We start from the raw sequence: 23174 nt of genomic DNA on the forward strand, positions 1-23174 counted from the left end.
GAGTGACGTCGGAAAGAGGAGTGGCATGAGCAACCCGTTCGAGGACCCCGAGGGCACCTACCTGGTGCTGGTCAACGACGAGAACCAGCACAGCTTGTGGCCGGATTTCGTGGACGTGCCGGCCGGCTGGCGGGTGGTCCACGGACCCGACTCCCGGCAGGCCTGCGTGGAGCACGTCGAGACCCACTGGACGGACATGCGGCCGCGCAGTCTGGCCGAGTCGATGGACGGCTGACACGGGAGACACACCAGAGGGGGCCGGTCGGTGACCGGCCCCCCTCGTCGTGCTGGCGGATCGCCCCTGATCGCGTCAGGAGGCGGGCTGCTCCACCTTGGTGTCCGCCTTGCCGTCGACGGCCGCCGCCAGCTGCGGCGCCAGGCGCTCGATCACGTACGGCAGGCTGAGGACGGTGCCCATGGACAGGGCGTTGCCGTAGTCGCTGGTCTCGTTGACGTAGACCTCACGGCCCTCCTTCACGACCTTCAGGTCCTTGTAGGAGGCGTCCTTGTGCAGCTTGGCGGCGTCCTTCGTGACGTCGCCGACCTGCCAGACGAGGGCGCTCTGGTCGAGCAGGTCGGTGCGCTCCTTGCTGATGTTCGCGCCGAACTGATCGCCGATCACCTTGTCGAGGTCCTTGGGCAGGGTGAAGCCCAGCCCGGTCAGCAGGCGCGAGCGCGGGTCCTGGCTGCCGAAGACGAACATGCCCTCGTACGGGGTGGCCATGACGGCCGTGGCGCCCTTGAAGCCGGGGTTGGCGTCGGCGGCGGCCTTGATCTTCGCCTCGGTGTCGGCGACCGCCTTCGCGGCCTCGTCGGCCTTGCCGAGCGCCTTGCCGATCGTCTCGGTCTGCTCCTGCCACGGGACGCCGTAGTCGTTGTACGCCTTCGGCTGGGCGACCACGGGCGCGAACTTCGACAGCGACTCGTACTGCTCCTTGGTGAGTCCGCCGTACACCGCGAGGATCAGGTCGGGCTTGAGGGCGGCGATCTTCTCCACCTGCGGGCCGGTGCCGGTGTCCTTCAGGACGGTCGGCGCCTCGGCGGAGCCGAGCTTGTCCGCGGCCCAGGGGCCGATGGCGCCCTTGTAGCCGCCGAGCCATTCGGTGGTGCCGACGGGGACCTTGCCGAGGGCGAGGACCGAGTCCTGGTCGGTCAGGCCGACGGTGACGATCCGCTTGGGTTCGGCCTTGATCGTGGTGCTGCCGTACTTGTGGTCGACGGAGACCGGGAAGGCGGAGTCACCGGAGGTGCTCGCCTCCGCGCCGGCGCCCGACGCGTCGTCGGAGTCGGAGCCGCCGCCGCACGCGGTGGCGAGGAGCAGGGAGGCGGAGGCGAGCACGACGGCGAGCCGTGGCGCTCTGCGGGAGCGGAACATCAGCGGTCCTTCGGTTCGGGTTTCTGCGGAGCGGTGCGTGTGGGGGTCTCGGGGGCCGGCCGGGGGCCGGTGTCGCGGGCGTCCGACCAGGCCGACCAGAGGGCGGCGTAGGGACCTCGCGCGGAGTGGAGTTCGTCGTGGGTGCCGCTCTCGACGACGCGGCCGGCCTCCATGACGACGACGCGGTCGGCGGTCGCCGCCTGGCTGAGGCGGTGGGCGACGATCAGCGCGGTCCGGCCGTCGACGGCGCGGGCGACGGCCTTCTCCAGGGTGCGTGCGCCGGCGCTGCCCGCCTCCGCGGTGGCCTCGTCGAGGATCACCAGGGGCGGGTCGGCGAGGATCAGCCGGGCCAGGGCGAGGGCCTGGGTGCGCTCGCCGCTGAGCCGGTGGCCGCCGTCACCGACGACCGTGGCGAGCCCGTCGGGCAGGGCCTCGGCCCAGGCGAGGGCGTCGACGCGGTCGAGCGCGGCGCGCAGTTCGTCGTCGGTGGCGTCGGGTTTGGCGAGCCGCAGGTCGTCGGCGAGGGGGCCCGCGAAGACATGGGTCTCCTGGGTGATCAGGGCGATCGTGCGGGAGGCGGCGGCGCCGAGCTCGGTGGGCGCGATCCCGCCCACCAGGACGTCGCCGGTGGTGGGCGGCTGGATGCCCGCGACGAGTCGGGCCAGGGTGGTCTTGCCCGCGCCGCTGGCGCCGACGAGGGCCACGCGTTCGCCGTGGCGGATCGTCAGGTCGATGTCGTGCAGAACGGGGTGGCCCGGCCGGTAGGCGTGGCTGAGCCCGCGCACGGTGACGTCGACACCGCCGGCGCCGACGGTGCGCGTCGGCGGCGGCGGCGCCACGGGTTCGTCGGTGACGCCGACCAGCCGGGCGAGGCCCGCCGTGGCGGACTGGGCGTCGTCGAGGAGGGCGAGGGCCGCGTTGACGGGGCCGAACAGGCTGTGGAAGTACAGGGCGGCGGCGGTCGCCGTGCCGATGCTGGCGGAGCCGTCGCGGACCAGCCAGTAGCCGGTGACGAGGACGGCGGCGAGCCCGATGTACTCGGCGATGTGCAGCCGGCTGTAGAAGCCGAGGACGAGTCGTACGCCCCGCATGGTCAGCGCCACCACGGACCACGACCGCTCGGTGACCCGGTCGGTGTGCTCGCGGCCCAGCCGGAACGCCCGCACGGTGGAGCTGCCGCCGATGGTGTCGAGCATCTGCTGCTGCTGGGCGCCGGCCGCCACGCGCTGCTCGGCGTAGAGCGGGATGGCGCGGGCGACGTACCAGCGGGCGGTGGCCGCCTGCACGGGGACCGCGAGCAGGGCGGCCAGCAGGAACCGCCAGTCGAGCAGGGCGAGGGCGCCGAAGGTGAGGACGATGGTGAGCACCGACCGTCCGAGGGCGGGCAGCGCGTTGCGTACGGCGTCGGCGATGAGGGAGACGTCGGCGGTGACCCGGGCGGTCAGGTCGCCGGCGCCGGCCTTCTCCACGCGGTCCAGGGGGAGGGCCAGTGCGCGCTCGACGAAGCGTTCGCGCAGCCGGGCCAGGGTGGTCTCGCCGAGCCGGGCGATCTGCGACAGCCCGAACCCGGCGGTGACACCCTGCGCGACGGCGACGACGACCAGGAGCGCCGCGGTGGCGGTGATGGCGTCGGCGGACCCCCGGTCGGCGGCCAGGTCGACGATCCGGCCGAGCAGGGGCTGCACGAGCAGCCCGACGGCGGTGGACCCGACCATGACGGCGAACGCGGACACCGCCAACCGCCGCTGCGGCCGCAGGAGTTCGGCGACCGCGGCCCGCGTACGGGCGGCACTGGCGACGGGCAGCAGCACGGGTTCGGCACGCCCACCGCGCGGGGGTTCGGCCTCGTCGGCGCCGGAGGCCGCGGAGGCCGCGGAGGCCACGGCTGCCGCGGATGCCACGGAGGCCACGGAGGCTTCTGAGCGCTCGGGGGCTTCGCCGACCCCGGCCGCAGCCTCGGCCCCGGCTTTGGCCTCAGCCCCGGCCTCCGCCTCGGTGGATCTCACCTGATCGGTCATGCGAGGACCGCCGTCCGGTAGTCGGCGCGCTCGTGGACGAGGCGTTCGTGGTCGCCGGTCGCGAGGACACGGCCTTCGTGGAGGAGGACGACGCGGTCGGTGACGGCGAGCAGGGCGGGGCTGTTGGTCACCAGGAGGGTGGTGCGTCCGCCGCGGACGTCCCGGATGCCGGCGGCGATGCGGGTCTCGGTGACGGCGTCGACGGCGGTGGCCGGTTCGTGCACGACGAGGACCGGCGCGTCGGCAGCCAGGGCACGGGCCAGGGCCACCCGCTGGCGCTGGCCGCCGGAGAGCGAACGGCCGCGGGCGGTGACGGCGGTGTGGACGCCGTCGGGCAGGGCGCGGGCGACCTCGTCGGTTCCGGAGGCGACCATCGCGGCGGTGACGTGCGCCGGTACGGCCGCGCCTCCCGCCCCCGTGTCGGCGGCGCCCCCCGGCGCTCCCGAGGGCGCGCCGGGGGCGATCGCCGCCGTGACGTTGTCCAGGACCGTGCCCTCGAAGAGGTCGGCGTCGTGGTCGGCGACGAGCAGCGCCGCGCGGACGTCGTCGGGGCCGAGCGTGGTCAGGTCGGTGCCGTCGAGTTCCACGGTGCCGTCGTCGGGGTCGGTGTGCCGACCGAGGCAGCGCAGCAGCGCGGTGGCGTCGGCGGGGTCGGTGGTGGCGACGCCGACGGTCTCACCGGGCGCGATGTCGAGGTCGACCCCGCGCAAGGGCCCGTAGGTGAGGGCGCGCAGCGTCAGCCGTCCCTGGACGCCGGCCGGCGGGGCGGCATCGGCGGAACCCTTCGCGGGCACGGCGCCGGGCGCGTCCAGCACCTCGGCGATCCGGGCGGCGGAGGCGCGGCCCTGGGCGAGTTCGGCGTTGATCCAGGCGAACTCGGACAGCGGGCCGACGATGAACAGGGCGAGCCCGACGGAGGAGACGAGTTCACCGAGGCCGATGTCGCCGCGGGCGGCAAGGCGTCCGCCGACGAGGGCGACCAGGGCGATGAAGGCACCGGTGAGGATGGTGACGACGCCGTTCTGCCAGGCCTCGGCGCGGGCGGCGCGCAGCGTGGCGGCGAGGGAGTCCTGGCTGACGCGCCGGTAGCGGGCGACGGCCGCCTGCTCGGCCCCGATGCCCTTGAGGACGCGCAGCCCGGCCACCAGGTCGGCGGCGACGCCGGAGGCCTGGGCGGCGCGGTCCTGCTCGGTCTCGCTGCGCCGTTCCAGGGGCTTGCTCAGCAGGTGCCCCAGCCACAGCAGCAGCGGGGTGCCCAGGAGGACGAGCAGGCCCAGGACGAGCGAGACCCGCAGCAGGGCGACCGCGCTGACGACGAGCCCGGCGGTGGCGGCGAAGGCGACGATGAGGGCCATGGCGACGGCGCCGACCCGCTTGGCGTCCTCGGTGGCGATGTTCGTCAACTCGCCCGGCAGCCTGCCCTCTTCGGCGCCGCCCTCAGGTGCGAGGACACGGCCGACGAGGGCGGTCCTGAGGTGGTGCGCGGCGGTCACGGCGGCGCGTTCACCCGCCCGCGCGCTGAACCGGAAGCTGAAGGAGAGCCCGACGTACACGGCGGCCAGGACGAGCAGCCACAGCAGCAGTCCGGGAATGTCGCCGTCCACGACGCCGCGCTCGATGGCCAGTCCGATGAGCACCGGCACCAGGGCCTCGCCCGTCTGGTGCCCCATCCCCAGCACCGCGCCGAGCACGACGTCCCGACGCTGACCGCCCACCGCGCGCCACAGGACGTTCCGTCCCGGTGGGTCCGCTTTTCTCACGCAACACTCCGGACCGGTTTCGCCAACACAGGATACGTACAAGAAAACTTAGGTAAGGCTAACTACATTTGTCTTCCTGGACCAGCCCTGAGATGTCTTCGAGACCTGAGCGACCTCCCCGAACGCTGGGACATTAGCCGAATCGACCGTCAACTGGCATACGGACCAAGCGACTTCACCGATACGAGAACACACCGGGCGCTCCGCCCCGACCGGAAGGACCTGTCCGTGCTCAGCACCAGGATCACCAACGCCCACATCGTCACCATGGATCCGGACCGCCCGGCCGCCCGGGAACTCGGCATCTGGGGCGGGCGGATCGTCGGCCTGGACGAGGACGTGGCGGGCCTTCCGGCACGGCGGACGCTCGACCTGGGCGGGGCGACCGTACTGCCGGGGTTCATAGACGCCCATGTGCACCTGGCGTGGGCGGGCTTGAAGGCGAAGGCGCCCAGTGTCGCGCCGAGCCGCAGCGCGGACGACGTGCTCCGCGTGGTCGCCGACGCGGCGGCGCAGGCGCCCGCCGGCGGCTGGGTGGACTTCGGCGGCTACGATCAGCGCACCCTCGACCGCCCGCTCACGGCGAGCGACCTGGACACCGTCAGCGCCGGACGCAAGGTGTATCTGGGCCATCTCTCCGGACACGCCTGCCTCGTCAACTCGGCGGTGCTCGAAGGACTTCCGGCGGAGGTGGCCCGGCCGGACGGTTTCCTCGCCGAGGGCGCCATGGGGGCCGCGCTGCAGTCCCGGCCGCCCCACTCGCTCACCGAACTGGCGTCGGCGATCGAGCACGCCGCCCGCGTCTGCCGGTCCGAGGGCATCACCGGGTGCGCCGAAGCGGGCGTCGGGGCCCGGCTGTTCGGGCACAGCCCCATCGAGGGCGCCGCGTACCAGCTCGCCCACGAGTCGGGCCGACTGCCGCTGCGGGTACGGCTGATGGTGGCCGCCGACGCGCTGCGCCCGGTGCGCGCCGACGCCGACGACACCACGGGCCGGGCGATCGACCTCGGGCTGCGCACGGGCTTCGGCGAGGGCGCCCTGTCCCTCGGCTCGCTCAAGATCTTCACCGACGGCGGCATGATGGCCCGTACGGCGGCCCTCACCAGCCCCTACCTGGGCAGCGACGGTTCCGGTCAACTCATGCACGAGCCCGAGGTCCTGGAGAGCACGATCGTCGAGGGGCACCTCGCGGGCTGGCAGCTCGCCGTGCACGCGATCGGCGACCGGGCCCTGGACGTCGCCCTGGACGCGCTGGAGAAGGCCCAGAAGCTGAAGCCCCGCCCGGAGGCACGCCACCGGGTCGAGCACGCCGGTCTGGTCCGCCCCGACCAACTGCCCCGGCTGGCCGCGCTCGGTGTCACGGTCGTCGTCCAGCCGAGCTTCCTGCGCTACTACGGCGACGACTACGCCACGATCATGGGCGAGGAGCGGGCGGGCTGGCTGTACCGGGGCCGGGGCTTCCTCGACCACGGTGTCCGGGTCGCCGGCAGCTCGGACCGCCCGGTCGCGAACGGCGCGCCGCTGCGGGCGATCCAGTTCATGGTGGAGCGGGCCTCCGAGTCCGGCCGCCTCATCGGCCCCGCCGAGGCGATCACGGTCGAGGAGGCGCTGCGCGCGTACACCGTCGAGGCCGCCCGCGCCTGCCACTGGGACGGCGACGCCGGCAGCCTCACCCCCGGCAGGCGGGCCGATCTCGTCGTGCTGGGGGACGACCCGCGCCGGGTGGACGTGTCCCGGATCGGGGACATCGAGGTGGTGCGGACGTTCGTCGGGGGCGAGGACGCGTACTGAGGGTCAGACCGGCGGGCGCCGGGCCGGGATGGTGCGCAGGAAGTCCGCCGACGGCACGAAGAACATGGTTCCGGTCACGGCCCGGGAGAAGTCCAGGATCGGGTCGTGACCGTTCGGCGGTTCGCCGAGGAACATTCTCCGCAGCATCGCCTCGGGGACCGAGGGGTCGCGGGCGTAGGCGATGAAGTACGTGCCGAACTCGCCCTGCCCGGGCCTGCCGAACGGCATGGCGGCGCGCAGTATCCGCTGTTCCGTGCCGTCCGGGCCGAGGAGGGTGTTCACGTCGACGTGCGAACCCTCCACGTCCAGCTCCAGGTTGGTCAGTTTGGTCCGGCCGATGACCTTCTCCTGGGCCTCGACGGGGAGCTTCTCCCAGGACTCCAGGTCGTGCAGGTACTTCTGCACGAGCACATAGCTGCCACCCCGGAAACCGGGGTCCTCGTCACCGACGAGCACGGCGTCGGCGGCCACGCGCCCGACCGGGTTCTCCGTGCCGTCGACGAAGCCGAGGAGGTTGCGGGAGTCGAAGTACGCGAAGGCCTGGACCTCGTCCTCCAGGGTGACCGCGCCGCGCAGTTGCCGCATGATCTCGGCGGCCAGCGCGAAGCAGAGGTCGACGCGGGACGCCCGGATGTGGAAGAGCAGGTCGCCCGGGGTGGACACGGCCCGGTGCCGGGGGCCGTCCAGCTGCGGGAAGGGGTGCAGGGCGGCGGGGCGGGGCGTGCCGAAGAGGCGGTCCCAGGCGTCGGCGCCGATCCCGGCCACACAGCCGAGGGCGCCGTCGGGGCTGGAGAAGCCCACCGCCCGTTCCAGACCGGCGAGTCCGGCCAGCACCCCGCGGGCCGTCGGCTCGCCGCCGGGGACGACGCCGACGACCAGGAAGACGGCGGCGGGTGTCAGCGGGCTCAGCATCGGCTGCGACAGAATGTCCTCGGGCACGACCGGCGGCACCATGGCTCCCCCTCTTCACGCACCACACGTGCGCACCACGCGTGGACGACATTCACTCAGGACGGCTCGGGCGGCGCCGTGGGCGCGCACACGCCCCCGTCGTCGCGCACCGCCCGCCCCGGGCGCGTTGCGCCCTCCTCACCATGCCCGGTCGGGACGAGGACGATGCCGGCCGGACCGCACTCCCCCGCAAACAATGAGGAACGCCACAATCCCCCACGCCGCGAAGCCGGTTGGCGAAGTGCGGCCCTCGTTGTGTACGCGGAGTCCCGGACGCCCAATACTGTGCGCAGACGTCACCAGGGGGGCTCCATGAAGTGGTTCCGACGCGACCGTGCGCGGCGACAGGCCCCCGTGGTGCCGTCCTCCGGCGCACTGCCGTCCTCCGGCTCGGTGCCGTCCGGCTCGGTGCCGCTCTCCGGCGTCGGCAAGTGCGACGAGCCGCCCCGGCACGCGCCCCCGCTGCTCACCGCGGGCGGCCCGGCGCTCCAGCGGATCGGTGGCGACGGCGACGAGGTCGTCCGGCTGACCACCGGGACGGGGCCGGTCATCCTCGACATCACGCACGCGGGGAACGGGCACTTCGTCGTGGACGCCCTGGACGGCAGGCTGCACTCGCAGAGCCAACTCGTCTACACCGACGGCCCCTTCTCCTGCCGGGCCCTGGTGAACGCCGACGACCGGCCGGTGCGGGCGCTCCGCGTCCAGGCTGACGGACCGTGGACGGTCGACGTGAGCCCGCTGTCGAGCGCGCTGCCCTGCGAGGGGCACACCCGCCGTCCGGCCTCGGACGTGCTGCGCCACACCGGAGGTCCGGGCGTCGCGACGCTCCGGTACGAGGGCGATCCGCGCGCGGACGACGGCGGGTACTTCCTCGTCGACACCTTCGAACCCGACGGCACCGGCTTCCTCGACGAGCTGGCCAACCACGTGGGCCCCTGGCACGGCGAAGCCCCGCTCACCGGCCCCTGCCTCCTCTACGCCCGCTCCGACGGACCGTGGTCGATCGTCGTCCGCCCCCTGGATCCGCCCGGCTCACCCTGACCGCCCCACCCCACGTCATACGAGCGGATCACCCTCTTTTGCTTCTGTAGGGTTGCCCCGAGGATTCCCCGAGCCCGGAGCGAGCCGGGGAACGCCGGACCGTACGCGGAGGGGGAACGGCACTCATGAGCGCGGTGCCCGTACCGGAGACCGGAGGGCTCCCCGTCGGGCGGGAGGCCGAACTCGCGCGGCTCGCGCAGGTGGTCGAGGCGTTGGGGAACGGCCGGGGCTCGGTGGTGGAGATCACCGGCGAGCCGGGCATCGGCAAGACCCGCCTCGCGACGGCCCTCGTGGAACTGGCGGCACGCCGACGGCTCCCGGTCGCCCGAGCCCATGCCGTGCGCGGCGGCGCGACCCCGCTCCAGGTGTTCCGTGACGCCTTCGAGGCCCGGCGGGGCTTCCCCCGGCCGACGGGCGGTGGCGGCAGAGCGTTCGCCGAGTTCCGCGACCGGCCCGCCCGCTGGGCCTCCGGGGGTGTCCTGGTGCTGGACGACGTGCACTGGTGCGATCCCGTGTCGACGGCGGCACTCGTCCGGCTGGTCCGCTCCGTGGTGTCCGGACCGTTCGTGCTCGCGCTCGCCCACCGGCCCCGGCAGACCCCGCCCGAGCTGCGGGAGGCGCTGGAGGACGGGGTCCGGGCCGGCACCGTGACGCGGATCGAACCGGGCCCGCTCGACGCGGAGGCGGCGGCCGCCCTGCTCACCGGCCGGCACGCGTCCGCGAGCACCGCGCCGCCCACGCACGAACCCGCGGGCCCCGCTCCGTACACCCACGAACCCGCCGCGCTGCGGGAGTTCGCGGGTCAGGTGTGCGCCGCCGCGGAGGGGAACCCGCGCCATCTGCGCCTGCTCGTCGCGGCGGGCTGGCGCCCCGGCCACTGGCCCGACCGGCCGGGGACCGACCTGGACGGGCTGCTCCGCGAGGCGAAGCCGCTGATCGCCGAACTCGACGCGCTGACACCCCGGGCCGCGACGGCGATGGCGGCGGCCGCCGTGCTCGGCTCCCCGTTCCGCCCGCAGGACGTGGCCCAGGTCTCCGGGCTGGGCCTGGACCCCACCCTGGACGTGCTCGCCGAGCTGGAACGCGCGGACCTGGTCCGGCCGGCCGGCTGGAGCGGGGGTCTGCGGTTCCGTCACCCCGTCGTAGGCCACGTCGCGTACGAGCGGGCCGGGTCGTCGGTCCGGCTGCGTGCCCACCACCGCGCCCTGGACCTGGTCACCGCCCGTGGCGGCCGGGCCGCCGAACGGGCCCGCCACGCCGAACACCTCCTGGGCGCCGACGGCGTCGACGCCGCCCGCACGCTGGCCGAGGGAGCCGCCGAGGTCGCCGCACGGACACCGGCGACCGCGGCCCGCTGGTTCCGCCTGGCCCTGGAGACCATGCCCGACCGCGACGGTGACCGCGCCGCCCGGACCGCCCTCGAACTCGCCTGCTGCCGCGCCCTGATCGCCTCCGGGCAGCCGGAGGAGGCACGCGCCCGCGCCCATGAACTGCTGGGCGACCCCCGGGCGGAGCTCACCGACAGCCAGACGCTCCAGGCCCACACCGTCTGGGCCGACGCCGAGCGGCAGCTCGGCCGGTACCAGGAGGCGACGGCCGTCGTGGAGGCCGCGCTCGGCCTGCTGCCCCGGCCGCTGCCCGACCCGCTGCCGGCCGAGGCGGTCCGCCTCGCCATCGAATACGGCCTGATCCATGTCGTCCGCGGCACCCACGAGCAGGCGCGGACGTTGCTCCGGGAGGCCGCGCGGGCGGCGGGCGGAGCCGATCGCGCGGACCGCACCGTGCTCCGCGTCCTGTCCGCCCTGTGCGCCACCCACGCCGGGGACATCGACGAAGCGGGCCCCGAGGTCACGGACTGCGCCCGGCTGCTGGACGCCCTGCCCGACCCGCTCGCCGGACGCACACCGGAGACGCTCGCCCTGCTGGGATGCGCCGAGCTCTACCTGGAGCGGTTCGCGGACGCGGCACGGCATCTGGGCCGGGGGCTGGAGACGGCGGACTCGGACGCGGGGCGGCCCATCCTGATGCACCGGCTGCTGGCCCTCGCCATGGTCGAGCAGTGGACAGGCCGCCTGGACGCCTCCGAGCGGCGGGCCCGACAGGTCGAGACCCTGGCCCGCGCCATCGGCGCCGAGGGCGCGGTCACCCTGGCGCGGGCGATGCGTGCGACGGCGCTCGTCTGGTCCCGTGGCCGGAGCCACGCCGCCGAGGCCGTCGCGCTGGTCGAGGAGGCGACCACTGTCACCCCGCCCGGCCAGAGCTGGTGGGCCACCTCGGCGACGGGGCTGCTCGCGCAGGCACGGCTGCTCGCCGGTGACGCCGCCGGATGTCGGCGGACCCTGCTGGAGGGCGTGGGAGGCGAGCGGCTGCCCCTGGTGCGCCCGTTCTCCCGGCCGTTCCTCCTCTCCCTGTCGGCCACGGCCGCCCTGGAGTGCGGGGACCGCGACAAGGCGCACCATCTGGTGCAGGCCGCCGAGGTGGAGGTCGGCCGGCTCGGACTGCCGGTGCAGGAGGCGTACGTGCAGGAGGCCCGCGCCCGGCTCCACGCCGCCGACGGCGAACATGACGCGGCGGCCAAACTCTTCGCCCTGGCCGCGCGGGCGTTCCGGGCCGCCGACATGCCGGTGCAGTACGCCTGGACGCTGACGGTCGGCGCCCCGTCGTGCGCGGAGGCCGAGGGCCTGACCGAAGCCCGGCGGCGGCTCGACATCGCCGAGACGGTCGCCCGTTCCTACGGCGCTTCGCTCGTACGGGAGCGGGTGGAGGAACTGCGCGCCGAACTGTCCGGGAGCGACCCGGCGGTCAACGCGCTGAACCTGCTCAGCGACCGCGAGAGACAGATCGCCCAACTCGCGGCGGAGGGGCTGCGCACCCGCGACATCGCCGAGCGGCTCTTCCTCAGCCCGCGCACGGTGGAGACCCACCTGTTCCGCGTCTACCGCAAACTCGGCGTCTCGTCCCGCCTCACCCTGTCCGCACTGCTGCGCCGGACCGGCTGACCGGCCGGCTCATGCGGCGGAAGCCGGCGCCTCCGCCGTGCTCGCCTCCCGCTCGTCCGGCTCCGGGCCGGCGTCGGTGGCGGCCCGTGCGCCGGGGATGAACACGGCGACCGCCGCGGCGACCAGCGCGGCACCGCAACCGATCAGCAGACCGGTCCGGAAGCCGGCCTCCGAGGGAAGGCTGAAGCCGCCGAGCGTGGTGGTCATCTGGGCGAGCACCACACCGACCACGGCCGCCGCGGTGGAGGTGCCGAGGGCCCGCATCAGCGTGTTGAAGCTGTTGGCGGAGGCCGTCTCGGACAGCGGCACCGTGCTCATGATCAGGGCGGGCATGGCCCCGTAGGCGAGGCCGACGCCGGAGCTGACGACGAGGGAGACGATCAGCAGACCCCAGGTGGAGCCCATCAGCACCAGCGCGAGACCGTAGCCGGCGGAGATCACCAGCGAGCCGGTGACCAGGGTGAACTTGGGGCCACGGGCGTTGGTGAGCTTTCCGCCCAGCGGGGAGAGCGCCATCATCATCAGCCCGGCCGGAGCCATCCACAGGGCCATCGCCAGCATGGACTGGCCCAGCCCGTAGCCGGTGGCCTCAGGCAACCTCAGCAGCTGCGGAGTGATCAGCGACTGGGCGTACATGCCGAAGCCGACGAGGACCGAGGCGACGTTCGTGAGCAGCACGCGCGGGTGCGCGGTGGTGCGCAGGTCCACCAGCGGCTCGCGGGTGCGCAGTTCCCACAGGCCCCAGGCCGGCAGCAGCACGGCGGCGCCGACGAACAGGCCCAGCGTGGTCGCCGAACCCCAGCCCCAGTCCGCGCCCTTGGACACCGCGAGCAGCAGGCACACCACACCGCCGCCGAGACCGAGGGCGCCGACGAAGTCGAAGCGCTGCCCCCTGGCGCCGGCCGAGGTCTCGGGGACGAGGAACCAGACCATGGCGGTGACCGCGACGGCCAGCCCGGCGGCGCCCCAGAACAGCACACGCCAGCTGGCGTACTGGGCGACCGCGGCGGCGATCGGCAGGCCCAGACCGGCGCCGATGCCGAGGGAGGCGCTGACCAGGGCGATGGAGCCGCTGAGCTTCTCCGGCGCGATGACGTCACGCAGCAGGCTGATGCCGAGCGGCACCACGCCCATGCCGATGCCCTGCAGCCCGCGGCCCACGATCATCGGTACGACGGACGAGGACAGGGCGCACACCACCGAGCCGATGATCAGCGGGGCGCAGCACACCAGGAGCATGCGGCGCTTGCCGTACAGATCGCCGAGGCGCCCGCCGATCGGGCCGAAGACCGCTCCCGTCAGCAGCGTCGCGGTGATCACCCAGGAGGCGTTGGCGGCGCTGGTGTCGAGGATCGTGGGCAGCTCGGTGAGCAGCGGTGTCACCAGTGTCTGCATGATCGCGGCGACGATGCCGGCGAGTGCCAGCGTCGCGATGACACCACCCGGGCGGGCGGCGGTCGGGGGGTTGGCCGTCAAGGGGATTCCTCCGTGCGATGAACCGGTGACCGGGCATACGTCATGCACCTGGCGTGCAGCATACCCGCACCATGCATGACACACGTGACGTGTATGGGACACGCGTCGTGCATGATGCACATGCGCGGGTGGGCGTCCGGCCCGGCGGTGCGGGCCGGACGGGATGGAAAGATCGCCCTGGCGGAGTCCGCAACGAGGAGGTAGGCGACCGTGGAAGAGCCGACGCGCCGGGTCGAGTACGAGAACATGCTGCTCGGGCGCTACCAGCACCTGAGCAAGAGCAAGGGGCGCCGCAAGGACTCCACGCTGGAGCGCAGCGCGTACATCGTCCTCAGCCGTATCCGGATCGAGGGACCGATGTCGATCAGCGAGCTGAGCGACGCCTTCGGCCTGGACGCCTCCACCCTGCGCCGGCAGACCGCCGCCGCGTTGCGGGCCGGACTGGTCGAGCACACGCTCGACCCCGAGGGCGGGGTCGCGCGGAAGTTCCGCATCACCGAGGAGGGCGAACGCCGGCTGGACGAGGAGCGGGAGGGCAACGTCCGTACGCTCGCCATGGTCCTGGAGGGCTGGTCCGACGAGGACATCGCCGGGTTCGCCGACTATCTGGAGCGGTTCAACACGAGCATCGAGCGGTTGGCGGGAAAGCCGTGGCCGCGCCCGTAGCCGGGTCCGTGGGCCCGGGTAGCCTCGGGAGCATGCGGATCTCCGTCTCCTCGGACATGGACGAGCCCGTCGCGCGTCTCCTCCTCGCGGAGTTGCGTGCCCGGGGCCACGACGTCGTGCCGCACGGCGCGCTGCGCGAAGGGGACGACGCCCGGTGGGCCGTCTGCTCGGAGGCGGCGGCGCGCGACGTCGCCTCCGGCGCGTCCGACCAGGCTGTCGTGTGCTGCTGGACCGGCACGGGCGCGTCGATCGCCGCGAACAAGGTGCCGGGCGTACGGGCTGCGCTGTGCACGGACGCCTACACGGCCGACGGCGCCCGGCGGTGGAACGACGCCAACGTGCTGGCGATCGGGCTGCGGCTGACCTCCGAGCCACTGCTCAAGGAGATCCTGGACGCCTGGTTCGCCGCCGAGGCAGGCACGGACGCCGACGACCGGGAGAACGTGGCCCACGTCGAGCGGCTCGACGTCAGCCGGGGTGACGGCCGGGCCGGATGAACACGGGCGCGGCCCACCGGGGCGGCTCGGGCGGGGCGTCGGGCGGTCCGGACGCGGTCGGCGGGACCGCCCGGGTCGGCGCGGGCCCCGGCGGGAAGCCCCGTGCCGTGCCGGCCGCGCGGAGCGCCGCCACGAAGGAGAGGCAGGAGTCGTACCGGTCGTCCGGGGACTTCGCCAGCGCCGTCGCCATCACGTCGTCCACCGCGGGCGGCAGATCGGGGCGCGTCCCGGTCAGCGGGGGCGGCTGGTCGTACTGGTGGGCCCACAGCAGGGCCATGTCGTCGTCCCGTTGGAACGGCGGTCGGCCGGCGAGTGTCTCGTGGACGACACAGGCGAGGCTGTAGACGTCGCAGCGGCCGTCGACCGGCTTGCCCGAGATCTGCTCCGGCGCCACGTAGTCGAGGGTTCCGACGAACTGGCCGACGGTGGTGAAGCCGGTCAGGGACAGCGACTTCTTCGTCAGCCCGAAGTCGGTGAGGTAGACGTGCTCGGGGTGGTCGCTGTCCGTACCCCGCGCGACCAGGATGTTGCCGGGCTTCACGTCGCGGTGCACCAGGCCGTGGTCGTGCGCCGCGTCGAGCGCGGAGGCGACCTGGGCGGCGATCCGGGTCGCGGTCGTGACCGGCAGCGGGCCCTCCCGGTCCAGGAGGTGCCGCAGATCGCTGCCGGCGACGTACCGCATGGCGATGTAGAGGACGCCGTCGGTCTCGCCCGCCTCGAAGACCGGCACGATGTGGGGGTGGTCGATCGCGGCGGCGACCCGTGACTCGTGGGTGAAACGGCGCCGGAAGGTGTCGTTGCGGGCCAGCTCCGGGGCGAGGAGCTTCAGCGCGACCGTCCGCTCCAGCCGCAGGTCCTTCGCCTGGTAGACGACGGCCATCCCGCCCCGCCCGATCTCGCGCTCGACCCGATAGCCGGCGATCCGCCGCCCGACCAGCTCGGAGGGGCGCCCCGCGTACGGCTGTGTCTCACTCATCGCGGCTCACCGGCGGGACCACCCGTGTGGGTTCGCCCTCGCCCGCAGCGCGATCGGCCGGCGCGCGATCGGCCGGCCTGGTGGTGCCGCCGGGCCGGGAGTCGGTCGGCCGCCGGTCCTCCGGTTCGCGTTGTTCGCGTGCCGGTTCCCCCACGACCCTCGTCGGTTCCGGTGAAGGGGCGGGGGCGGCCGGTGCGAAGCGGGGGGCGGCCGGGGTCTCGCGTGGTTCCTCCACCGCGGCGAACGTGTTCAGCCGCGCCCCGTCGCAGTACACCCATCGCTCGTGCGCCGCGTCGAACAGCCACAGCGACTCGCCGTCGACGACGACCCCGATCCGCAGCCCCTTCGTACGCTCGCGGAACGACTCCCCGTCGCGGTGCCCGGCGGCCAGCGCCTCCGCCTCGGTGCGGTAGCGCGTCAGGGCCTCCTCGGCGCGGGCCAGCAGCGGGCGCGGGTCGGCCGTCCGGGCGGGTACGGCTCCGGCGGCGGGCGGGTCCTGCGGTACGGCGACGAGGAGCCGGCCGTCCACCCAGGCGGACCACCCGTTGGCGCACAGGACATGGCCCCAGTCGCCGCGCCGCTCCAGCAGCTGGACCGGCAGCAGCGCGTCGAGGGCCACGGTCGGGTGAGCCGGGTCGGGGCTCTCCCAGGCGGACAGGCCGCCCGGCGGGACGACATGCGTGGGCAGGAAGCCGGGGGTCGTCATGCCGTCACTTCCGCATCACCGCGGGCTCACGGCGGCGCAGCAACCGGGCGACGGCCCAGCCGCAGAGCAGGGACAGGACGACGAGCATCCCCAGGTCGAGCAGCCAGACGCCCGCGGAGTGCGCGAACAGCGGGTCCGAGGTGTCGGGGACGATGCGTTCCAGGTCGATCGTGCCGGCCATCGCGGCGAACGCCCACCGCGACGGCACCAGCCAGGCCAGCTGTTCGAGGACGATCGTGCCGCGCACGTCCAGCAGGGCGCCGCAGAACACGACCTGCACGATCGCGAGGAGCACCAGCAGCGGCATGGTGACCTCCTCCTTGCGGACCAGCGCGGAGACGACCAGGCCCAGCATCATCGCGGTGAAGGCGAGCAGGGCCACGGCGATCGTGATCTCGACCAGCGGCGGCATCAGCACCCCTTCGCCGCCGGGGGCGCCCAGGTCGACGCCGAGCAGCGCGACCAGGGTGAGGACGATCGCCTGGAGGACGGTGACCGTGCCGAGGACGACGACCTTGGACATCAGGTACGCGGATCTGGACAGCCCCACGGCCCGTTCGCGCTGGTAGATCACCCGCTCCTTGACCAGTTCGCGCACGGCGTTCGCCGCCCCCGTCAGCACCCCGCCCACACACAGGATGAGCAGCGCGTTCATGGCCGTCTCCCGGTCCAGGGTGCCGCCCGCGAGGGCCCTGGCCATCGCGCCCATCACGAACGGCAGCGCGATCATGATGGCGAGGAAGGTGCGGTCGGCGCCGAGCGCGGCCGCGTACCGGCGGACCAGGGTGCCCAGTTGGGCGCCCCAGCTCTGCGGCTTGGGCGGCGGCGCCACGGCGACCGGCTCCGCGTCGGGCTGGTAGGGCTGTCCCATGGCGGCGGTGACGTACTGGCGCTGGAAGGGAGAGTCGCGGTACTCCTCGGCCCAGTCCCGCTCCCGGTCCCGTTCGAAGGCCTCGAACGCCTCCGGCCACTGCTCGAAGCCGAAGAAGGCGAGGGCGTCCTCCGGGGGGCCGTAGTAGGCGACCCTGCCGCCGGGCGCGAGGACGAGGAGGCGGTCGCAGACGTCGAGGCTGAGGACGCTGTGGGTGACGACGATGACGGTGCGGCCGTCGTCGGCGAGGCCGCGCAGCATGTGCATCACGGACCGGTCCATGCCGGGGTCGAGCCCGGAGGTCGGTTCGTCCAGGAAGAGCAGGGAGGGCTTGGTCAGGAGTTCCAGGGCGACGCTGACGCGTTTGCGCTGGCCGCCGGAGAGGCTGTGGATGGGCTGGCCCGCCCGCTGTTCGAGGCCCAGTTCGCGGATCACCTCGTCGACGCGGGCCTGCCGTTCGGCCTTCGCGGTGTCCTGGGGGAAGCGGAGTTCGGCGGCGTAGGACAGGGCCCTGCGCACGGTCAGCTGGGCGTGCAGGATGTCGTCCTGCGGGACCAGGCCGATGCGCTGGCGCAGTTCGGCGTAGTCGCGGTAGAGGTCGCGGCCGTCGTAGAGGACGCTGCCGCTGTCGGCGGGGCGCTGTCCGGTGAGGGCGTTCAGGAGGGTGGACTTGCCGGCTCCGCTCGGGCCGACGACGGCGAGGAGGCATTTCTCGCCGACCGGAAACGACACCCCGTCCAGCAGCGTCTTCCGGCCGCGGTCGACGGCGACGGTGAGTTCCTGGACGTCGAGGGAGACCTCCCCGGTGTCGACGTACTCCTGGAGTTCGTCGCCGACCAGGCAGAACGCGGAGTGACCGATGCCGACGATGTCACCGGGAGTGACCGGGGCACGGTCGACGGGGGTGCCGTTGAGGTAGGTGCCGTTGTGGCTGCCGAGGTCGACGATCTCGTACGTGCCCTCCGGCCGCGCCCGTAGCTCGGCGTGCCGGCGGGAGACGACGAGGTCGTCGATGACCAGGTCGTTGTCGGCGGCGCGGCCGATGTGGACGGTCCGCTCGGGCAGCGGGTGGACGCTGGTGGGCTGCCGGAAGGTGCCGGTGGTGGCGGGGCGGTGGATGCCGGAGGGCCGCTCGGGGGCGAGGCCGGTGAGCACCGCGCGGGGGCCGTCGGGGAGGCTCCCGAAGTGGATGACCGTGCCGGGGCCGACGTCCCACTCGTGGACGCGGTGGCCGTCGGCGTACGTGCCGTTGGTGCTGTGCTCGTCCTCGATGGTCCAGTGGTCGGCCTGGGCCCGGAGCACCGCGTGGTGCCAGGAGACCCGGTCGTCGTCGAGGACGACGTCGCTGAGCGGGTCGCGGCCCACGTGGTAGGCGTGGGACGGGGCCAGCACGGTGGAGCCCGACTCGGTCTCCAGCACGAGTGCGGGCGCAGTCGACGCGATCGACCGCTCTGCCATGCCGAAAATTCTACCGATGCGTCCCGATATGCGCGCCCGGCCGCTACGGCGAGGCCCGGAGAGCAGGCCCCCCGCTCAGGCTGCGGGGGCGGCGATTCTCTGGGCGATGCGCTGCATGCGGACGGCGTCGACGGACTCCGCGAGCAGTTCGTACTCCGTGGTGTCGTCGTTGGTGGCGATCCGCACCAGATTCCCGGCGGCCAACTCCTCGGCGACCAGGACCTGTTGAGCGTCGTCGGCGGACCAGGCGCGCAGCTGGCTCGGTACGTCGGGTACGGTGTCGGCGACCGGGACGACCGCGTTCGGGGGGAAGTTCGGGTTCTCGGGTCGTGGGTCGAGGCGTTCGGCGATCCATAACGCACGGTCGCGCATCCACCACAGCGCCAGGGCCAGGGTGGGGGCGCGATAGGTTCCGAGGGGCACGCCGACGCGCTGACCGCCGCACCAGCCGTACGCGGTGACATGGCACAGGAATTCGTCGTGCACGCTTCGCTCCCCCGATCGCACCGCCGACCCCGCGCGGCCCGACACGCCGCGCGGACTTGCTCTCGCCTCGCAGACTTGCTGGTCGTGCACCTCTGGCGACAAGAACGTCACGCACAGTGACGTGAAGAGCGCGCATGGGTGCGCGTTCGTTCATGACTCAATCGCCCTGTCAGTCGAGTATCGCCACTCCTGACCCTCTGTCACCATGCCAATTCGGCCAGTCTCCTGGCATATGCGAGGGCGCGGTTGGCCGAAACACTGCGAAGGGCCCGCTGAGCGGGGCTTCTGGGGGCATGGGGAGCGGAGGGGGAGCTCCGGACCCGATCGCCTCCGTCCCATACGTATGGCCTCGGCGGAGCGTTCAACGGAACGGACCTACGGCCCTCCGGGCCGAAAAGCACGGGGCGGGGCCCCTGCTTTTCAGGGGCGCGGGGAACTGCGCGACCAGCCCCCACGCGCCCGCAGATGACCGAGGCGGACGAGGGGGCTAGCCCTTGCCCTCGATGATGGCGTCGATGCGGGCCAGCTCGTCCGCCTCGAAGTCGAGGCGGGCGATGGCGCCGACGCTGTCCTCGATCTGACGGGCGCTGCTCGCGCCGACGAGGGCGGAGGTGACCCGGCCGCCGCGCAGCGTCCAGGCCAGGGCGAGCTGGGCCAGGGTCTGGCCGCGCGACTTGGCGACCTCGTCCAGCGCGCGGAGCCTGCCCACCAGGTCCTCGGTGACGGCGTCGGAGTTGAGGAAGGGGCTGTCGCTCGCCGCGCGGGAGCCCTCCGGGATGCCGTCGAGGTAGCGGGAGGTCAGCAGGCCCTGCTCCAGGGGGGAGAAGACGATGGAGCCGACCTGCAGTTCGTCGAGGGCGTCGAGCAGGCCCTCGCTCTCGGGGCGCCGGTCGAGCATCGAGTAGCGCGGCTGGTGGATGAGGAGCGGGGTGCCCAGCTCGCCGAGGATGCGGGCGGCCTCGCGGGTCTGCTCGGCGGAGTAGTTGGAGACGCCGACGTACAGCGCCTTGCCCTGCTGGACCGCCGAGTGCAGCGCGCCCATCGTCTCCTCCAGCGGAGTCTCCGGGTCGGGGCGGTGCGAGTAGAAGATGTCGACGTAGTCCAGGCCCATGCGCTTCAGGCTCTGGTCGAGCGAGGAGAGCACGTACTTGCGCGAGCCCCACTCGCCGTACGGGCCGGGCCACATCAGATAGCCGGCCTTGGTGGAGATGACCAGTTCGTCGCGGTACGGGGCGAAGTCGTCCTTGAGGGCCTCGCCGAGGGCGGCTTCGGCGGAGCCGGGCGGCGGGCCGTAGTTGTTGGCCAGGTCGAAGTGGGTGACGCCCAGGTCGAAGGCGCGGCGCAGGATCGCGCGCTGCGTCTCGACGGAACGGTCGGGGCCGAAGTTGTGCCACAGGCCGAGCGAGAGCGCGGGAAGCCTGAGGCCGCTGCGTCCGGTGCGCCGGTAGGGCATGTCCGCGTAGCGGTCGGGGTGTGCGGTGTACAACGCGACTCCTGAGAGGTTGGCACGGGGGGGGCCGGGGTCCCTGAGAACCGGGGTCCACTCTTTCGCGACCTGGGGGCATTGGTCCAACAGAAGAATCCGATCAGATTCAGCGCCTACGCTTCTCAGTCATGGAACTCCGTCATCTCCAGCACTTCGTCGCGGTCGCCGAGGAGGAGCACTTCACCCGGGCCGCCGAACGGCTGCTGGTCTCCCAGTCGGGCCTGTCCGCCTCCGTCCGGGCCCTGGAGCGCGAGCTGCAGACGCCGCTGTTCGTGCGGACGACCCGCAGGGTGACGCTCACCCCCGCCGGACGGGCACTGCTGAGCGAGGCGGAGCGGATCCTCGCACAGGTGCGGTCGGCGCGAGAGGCGGTGGCCGCCGTGCAGGGCGTCCTGCGGGGCATGCTGGCGGTGGGGTTCGAGCAGTGTGTGGCCGGGCTGAACGTCGCGGGGCTGCTGGCGTCGTTCCGCCGCCGTCATCCGGATGTGGAGATCTGTCTGCGGCAGGCGGGCTCGGGCGCGCTGGCCGAGGAGGTCGCGAGCGGCCGCCTCGACCTCGCGTTCGCCGTGCGGGCCGCGCAGAAGGACACCGACCAGCTGCGCGTCGTCCCGCTGTCCGGCGAGCCGATGACGGTCCTGTGCCATCCCAGCCATCACCTCGCCGCCGCGGGCTCCGCGGTGACCCCGGAGGAGCTGGGCGGCGAGGTCTTCGTCGACTTCCACCCGGACTGGGGCCCGCGCCGGACCACCGACGCGGTGTTCGCCGCCGCCGGTGTCCGCCGGACGGTCGCCCTGGAGGTCAACGACGTGCACAGCCTGCTGGAACTCGTCGAGGAGAACCTCTGCGTCGCCGTCGTCCCCCGACACTTCCGGCACAAGCGCGACTCGCTCGTCGCGCTCGACGTCGAGGGCGGCGGCGGGACCGTGTACGAGACGGTCGCCCTGCTGCCGCCCCCGCAGGCCATGAGCCCGGCGGCGCGCGCCCTGATGGAACTCCTCGACCCGCCGCCGGGGTCTCCTGAGGTCAGTCGGTGACGGGCACCCACCCGCGGTTCACGGTGTCGTACTCGTAGCGCGGCAGCCCCTTGACCGCGCTCGTACGGAACGGGCTGCCGCCGTCGTCGATCCGGACCGTGCCGGTACGGCCCTCGGAGGACCAGTCCAGCTCCAGGTACCAACTGCAGTCACAGGTCTCGGTCTCGGCGGAGACCTTCAGCACCTCCGGGTCCGTGGCCGACACGCTGTACGGAAACCGCACGGCGGGGATCCGGACGTCCAGGTCGGCGCCGTCCACCGAGCGGGCGATCGGCCGGTCCTTGTCGAGGTCCACGTCGAAGTACCGGGGCGTGACCCGTCCGCCGCAGCCCCCGCCCATCACGTAGGAGTTGCCCTCGACGGGAGTCGTGCGCCCGACGACGCGGACCCGCAGCGCGTTCAGCACGACGGCCGTGGACTTCCGCCCCTGGACCGTGATCTCCACGATCGTGTTCCGGCCGTGCACCCCCCGCTGCGTCGCGGCCCAGACCTCCGCGTCCTGCGGCGCCGGTGGCGGGGGCACCTCCTTGGGCGGTTTGGCGACAACGTAGTCATGACCGCAGCCGGAGGCCCAGAGCTGGGAGTTCACCGTCCAGGTGAGGGGCACGCCGGTGGCGGAGGGCTTCCGCTCGGCGGTGTCGTCGTCGTCCTTCGTCGAGGGGCCGCTCCCGGGTTCGGTGGGCGAGGGCGAGGGTGTGCCCGAAGGGCTCTTCGAGCCGCCGGTGCCCGGTGCGGGGGTCGGGCTCGTGGGAGCCGCCGACGGCCGCTGCGCCGCCGATGTCGTCCGGGACGGCGTCGGTTCGCCCCCCTGTGCGCCCGTGTCGGCCGGGGGCCTGCCGGACGGCAACGCGGCGAGACTGCCCAGCGTCGCGACGAGCACCGCGCCGACGGCCGCGCTGACCAGGGTGCGCCGACGACGGTGCCAGGGGCGACGGGCCGGCGGCGCCGACGCGCGCGTGCCGCCCGACTCGCCAGCCGCGACGGGGGCGACCGGGTCAGTGGACTCGGCCAGTTCACTGGACTCGGCCGGGTCGGCAGGCTCGGCCGGGGCAGTGGGCTCGGCCGACTCTTCGGCATCGGCAAGCTCGACCGACTCGCCGGGCTCGACCGGCTCAACGGACTCGCTCGACTCGTCGGATTCGCTCGACTCGTCGGACCCTGCCTGCTCGGCGGGGCCAGCCAGTGCAGCGGGACCAACAGTCCCAGCAGGCCCAACCGACCCAACAACCCCTGCCGTCGACGTACCGGCCCCTCCCCCACCCGTACGCGCCCTCTGTCGCGCCGCCACCGCAGGCAGCCACAGGCGGTGCAGTTCGAGCCGTTCCTCCGCCGTCGCTCCGCAGAGCGCGGCGAAGCGTTCGACGGGCGCGAAGTCGAGCGGGACGGTGTCGCCCGCGCAGTAGCGGTGCAGCGTCGAGGTGTTCATGTTGAGGCGGCGGGCCAACTGCCCGTAGCTGCGGTCCGTGCGTTCCTTGAGGCGCGTGAGCGCCGCCGCGAACTCCCGCACGTCGTCCGGTACTGCCGACACTGTTCTCCACGTCCTCCCCGTCCCGGGACGGCATCCCAGGCACTCCCCGTAC

General features: G+C 73.5%; 18 protein-coding genes. 7 read left to right on the forward strand and 11 right to left on the reverse strand.

The genetic code is table 11. The features are described 5' to 3' along the window. Window positions 1–25 precede the first annotated feature (25 nt). Window positions 26–235: an MbtH family protein gene (locus L3078_RS02380; protein ID WP_239750305.1), complete on the forward strand. Its 210-nt coding sequence runs from the start codon at window positions 26–28 to the stop codon at window positions 233–235. A gap of 75 nt (window positions 236–310) precedes the next feature. On the opposite strand, the gene L3078_RS02385 is transcribed toward L3078_RS02380, so the two are convergent. The 3 genes from L3078_RS02385 to L3078_RS02395 all read right to left on the reverse strand — a co-directional run bounded on the left by L3078_RS02385 (window position 311) and on the right by L3078_RS02395 (window position 5153). Next, the gene (locus tag L3078_RS02385; protein ID WP_239750306.1) at window positions 311–1375 is read right to left on the reverse strand and encodes an iron-siderophore ABC transporter substrate-binding protein; all 1065 of its coding nucleotides are present in this window, start codon (window positions 1373–1375) and stop codon (window positions 311–313) included. Further along, the gene (locus L3078_RS02390; protein WP_420864156.1) at window positions 1375–3258 is read right to left on the reverse strand and encodes an ABC transporter ATP-binding protein; all 1884 of its coding nucleotides are present in this window, start codon (window positions 3256–3258) and stop codon (window positions 1375–1377) included. Before L3078_RS02390 ends, L3078_RS02385 begins: the two co-directional genes overlap by 1 nt. A 131-nt stretch (window positions 3259–3389) precedes the next feature. Continuing rightward, window positions 3390–5153: an ABC transporter transmembrane domain-containing protein gene (locus tag L3078_RS02395; protein ID WP_239750308.1), complete on the reverse strand. Its 1764-nt coding sequence runs from the start codon at window positions 5151–5153 to the stop codon at window positions 3390–3392. 228 nt (window positions 5154–5381) lie between these two features. Between L3078_RS02395 and L3078_RS02400 the strand changes: the two genes are divergently transcribed. Then, window positions 5382–6944, forward strand: a complete 1563-nt coding sequence (locus tag L3078_RS02400; protein WP_239750311.1) for an amidohydrolase — start codon at window positions 5382–5384, stop codon at window positions 6942–6944. Between the two features lie 3 nt (window positions 6945–6947). Here L3078_RS02400 and L3078_RS02405 read toward each other — a convergent pair whose 3' ends face one another. Beyond that, the gene (locus tag L3078_RS02405) at window positions 6948–7898 is read right to left on the reverse strand and encodes a Dyp-type peroxidase (protein ID WP_239750313.1); all 951 of its coding nucleotides are present in this window, start codon (window positions 7896–7898) and stop codon (window positions 6948–6950) included. 309 nt (window positions 7899–8207) lie between these two features. Here L3078_RS02405 and L3078_RS02410 point away from each other — a divergent pair, with 309 nt between their 5' ends. Both L3078_RS02410 and L3078_RS02415 read left to right on the forward strand, forming a co-directional pair. After that, window positions 8208–8939 carry a hypothetical protein gene (locus L3078_RS02410; protein WP_239750315.1) on the forward strand — a complete coding sequence of 244 codons (732 nt, stop codon included), beginning with the start codon at window positions 8208–8210 and terminating at the stop codon, window positions 8937–8939. A 125-nt stretch (window positions 8940–9064) separates the two neighbouring features. Further along, the gene (locus L3078_RS02415) at window positions 9065–11938 is read left to right on the forward strand and encodes a helix-turn-helix transcriptional regulator (protein ID WP_239750317.1); all 2874 of its coding nucleotides are present in this window, start codon (window positions 9065–9067) and stop codon (window positions 11936–11938) included. A 9-nt stretch (window positions 11939–11947) separates the two neighbouring features. Here L3078_RS02415 and L3078_RS02420 read toward each other — a convergent pair whose 3' ends face one another. Then, a complete protein-coding gene (locus tag L3078_RS02420; RefSeq protein ID WP_239750319.1) occupies window positions 11948–13414 on the reverse strand; it encodes an MFS transporter in 1467 nt (488 codons plus the stop codon). Between the two features lie 210 nt (window positions 13415–13624). Here L3078_RS02420 and L3078_RS02425 point away from each other — a divergent pair, with 210 nt between their 5' ends. After that, window positions 13625–14080, forward strand: a complete 456-nt coding sequence (locus L3078_RS02425; RefSeq protein ID WP_239750321.1) for a MarR family winged helix-turn-helix transcriptional regulator — start codon at window positions 13625–13627, stop codon at window positions 14078–14080. A 32-nt stretch (window positions 14081–14112) separates the two neighbouring features. Continuing rightward, window positions 14113–14577 carry an RpiB/LacA/LacB family sugar-phosphate isomerase gene (locus tag L3078_RS02430; protein WP_239750322.1) on the forward strand — a complete coding sequence of 155 codons (465 nt, stop codon included), beginning with the start codon at window positions 14113–14115 and terminating at the stop codon, window positions 14575–14577. Here L3078_RS02430 and L3078_RS02435 read toward each other — a convergent pair. From L3078_RS02435 to mgrA, 5 genes are all read right to left on the reverse strand, one after another. Then, a complete protein-coding gene (locus L3078_RS02435) occupies window positions 14549–15553 on the reverse strand; it encodes a serine/threonine-protein kinase (RefSeq protein ID WP_239750323.1) in 1005 nt (334 codons plus the stop codon). The genes L3078_RS02430 and L3078_RS02435 overlap by 29 nt on opposite strands. After that, window positions 15546–16259 carry a hypothetical protein gene (locus tag L3078_RS02440; protein WP_239750324.1) on the reverse strand — a complete coding sequence of 238 codons (714 nt, stop codon included), beginning with the start codon at window positions 16257–16259 and terminating at the stop codon, window positions 15546–15548. The genes L3078_RS02435 and L3078_RS02440 overlap by 8 nt, the downstream gene beginning before the upstream one ends. A 4-nt stretch (window positions 16260–16263) precedes the next feature. Then, the gene (locus tag L3078_RS02445; protein WP_239750325.1) at window positions 16264–18588 is read right to left on the reverse strand and encodes an FHA domain-containing protein; all 2325 of its coding nucleotides are present in this window, start codon (window positions 18586–18588) and stop codon (window positions 16264–16266) included. A gap of 75 nt (window positions 18589–18663) precedes the next feature. Further along, window positions 18664–19074, reverse strand: coding sequence for a hypothetical protein (locus L3078_RS02450; RefSeq protein WP_239750327.1), 411 nt, complete (start codon window positions 19072–19074; stop codon window positions 18664–18666). Between the two features lie 487 nt (window positions 19075–19561). After that, window positions 19562–20560, reverse strand: a complete 999-nt coding sequence (mgrA, locus tag L3078_RS02455; RefSeq protein WP_275593116.1) for an L-glyceraldehyde 3-phosphate reductase — start codon at window positions 20558–20560, stop codon at window positions 19562–19564. A gap of 128 nt (window positions 20561–20688) precedes the next feature. Between mgrA and L3078_RS02460 the strand changes: the two genes are divergently transcribed. Further along, window positions 20689–21594 carry a LysR family transcriptional regulator gene (locus tag L3078_RS02460; RefSeq protein WP_239750328.1) on the forward strand — a complete coding sequence of 302 codons (906 nt, stop codon included), beginning with the start codon at window positions 20689–20691 and terminating at the stop codon, window positions 21592–21594. Here L3078_RS02460 and L3078_RS02465 read toward each other — a convergent pair. After that, a complete protein-coding gene (locus L3078_RS02465) occupies window positions 21584–23122 on the reverse strand; it encodes a transcriptional regulator (RefSeq protein ID WP_239750329.1) in 1539 nt (512 codons plus the stop codon). The two genes, L3078_RS02460 and L3078_RS02465, sit on opposite strands and share 11 nt — an antisense overlap. Between the last annotated feature and the right edge of the window lie 52 nt (window positions 23123–23174).

The organism is Streptomyces deccanensis, from assembly GCF_022385335.1.
GTDB classification, from domain to species: domain Bacteria; phylum Actinomycetota; class Actinomycetes; order Streptomycetales; family Streptomycetaceae; genus Streptomyces; species Streptomyces deccanensis.

What these genes read in the sequence shown, in the direction of transcription:
- L3078_RS02380 (WP_239750305.1), top strand. Translation starts at nt 26, where the DNA reads ATGAGCAACCCGTTCGAGGACCCCGAGGGCACCTACCTGGTGCTGGTC.
- L3078_RS02385 (WP_239750306.1), bottom strand. Translation starts at nt 1,375, where the DNA reads ATGTTCCGCTCCCGCAGAGCGCCACGGCTCGCCGTCGTGCTCGCCTCC.
- L3078_RS02405 (WP_239750313.1), bottom strand. Translation starts at nt 7,898, where the DNA reads ATGGTGCCGCCGGTCGTGCCCGAGGACATTCTGTCGCAGCCGATGCTG.
- L3078_RS02410 (WP_239750315.1), top strand. Translation starts at nt 8,208, where the DNA reads ATGAAGTGGTTCCGACGCGACCGTGCGCGGCGACAGGCCCCCGTGGTG.
- L3078_RS02415 (WP_239750317.1), top strand. Translation starts at nt 9,065, where the DNA reads ATGAGCGCGGTGCCCGTACCGGAGACCGGAGGGCTCCCCGTCGGGCGG.
- L3078_RS02430 (WP_239750322.1), top strand. Translation starts at nt 14,113, where the DNA reads ATGCGGATCTCCGTCTCCTCGGACATGGACGAGCCCGTCGCGCGTCTC.
- L3078_RS02435 (WP_239750323.1), bottom strand. Translation starts at nt 15,553, where the DNA reads ATGAGTGAGACACAGCCGTACGCGGGGCGCCCCTCCGAGCTGGTCGGG.
- L3078_RS02440 (WP_239750324.1), bottom strand. Translation starts at nt 16,259, where the DNA reads ATGACGACCCCCGGCTTCCTGCCCACGCATGTCGTCCCGCCGGGCGGC.
- L3078_RS02445 (WP_239750325.1), bottom strand. Translation starts at nt 18,588, where the DNA reads ATGGCAGAGCGGTCGATCGCGTCGACTGCGCCCGCACTCGTGCTGGAG.
- L3078_RS02460 (WP_239750328.1), top strand. Translation starts at nt 20,689, where the DNA reads ATGGAACTCCGTCATCTCCAGCACTTCGTCGCGGTCGCCGAGGAGGAG.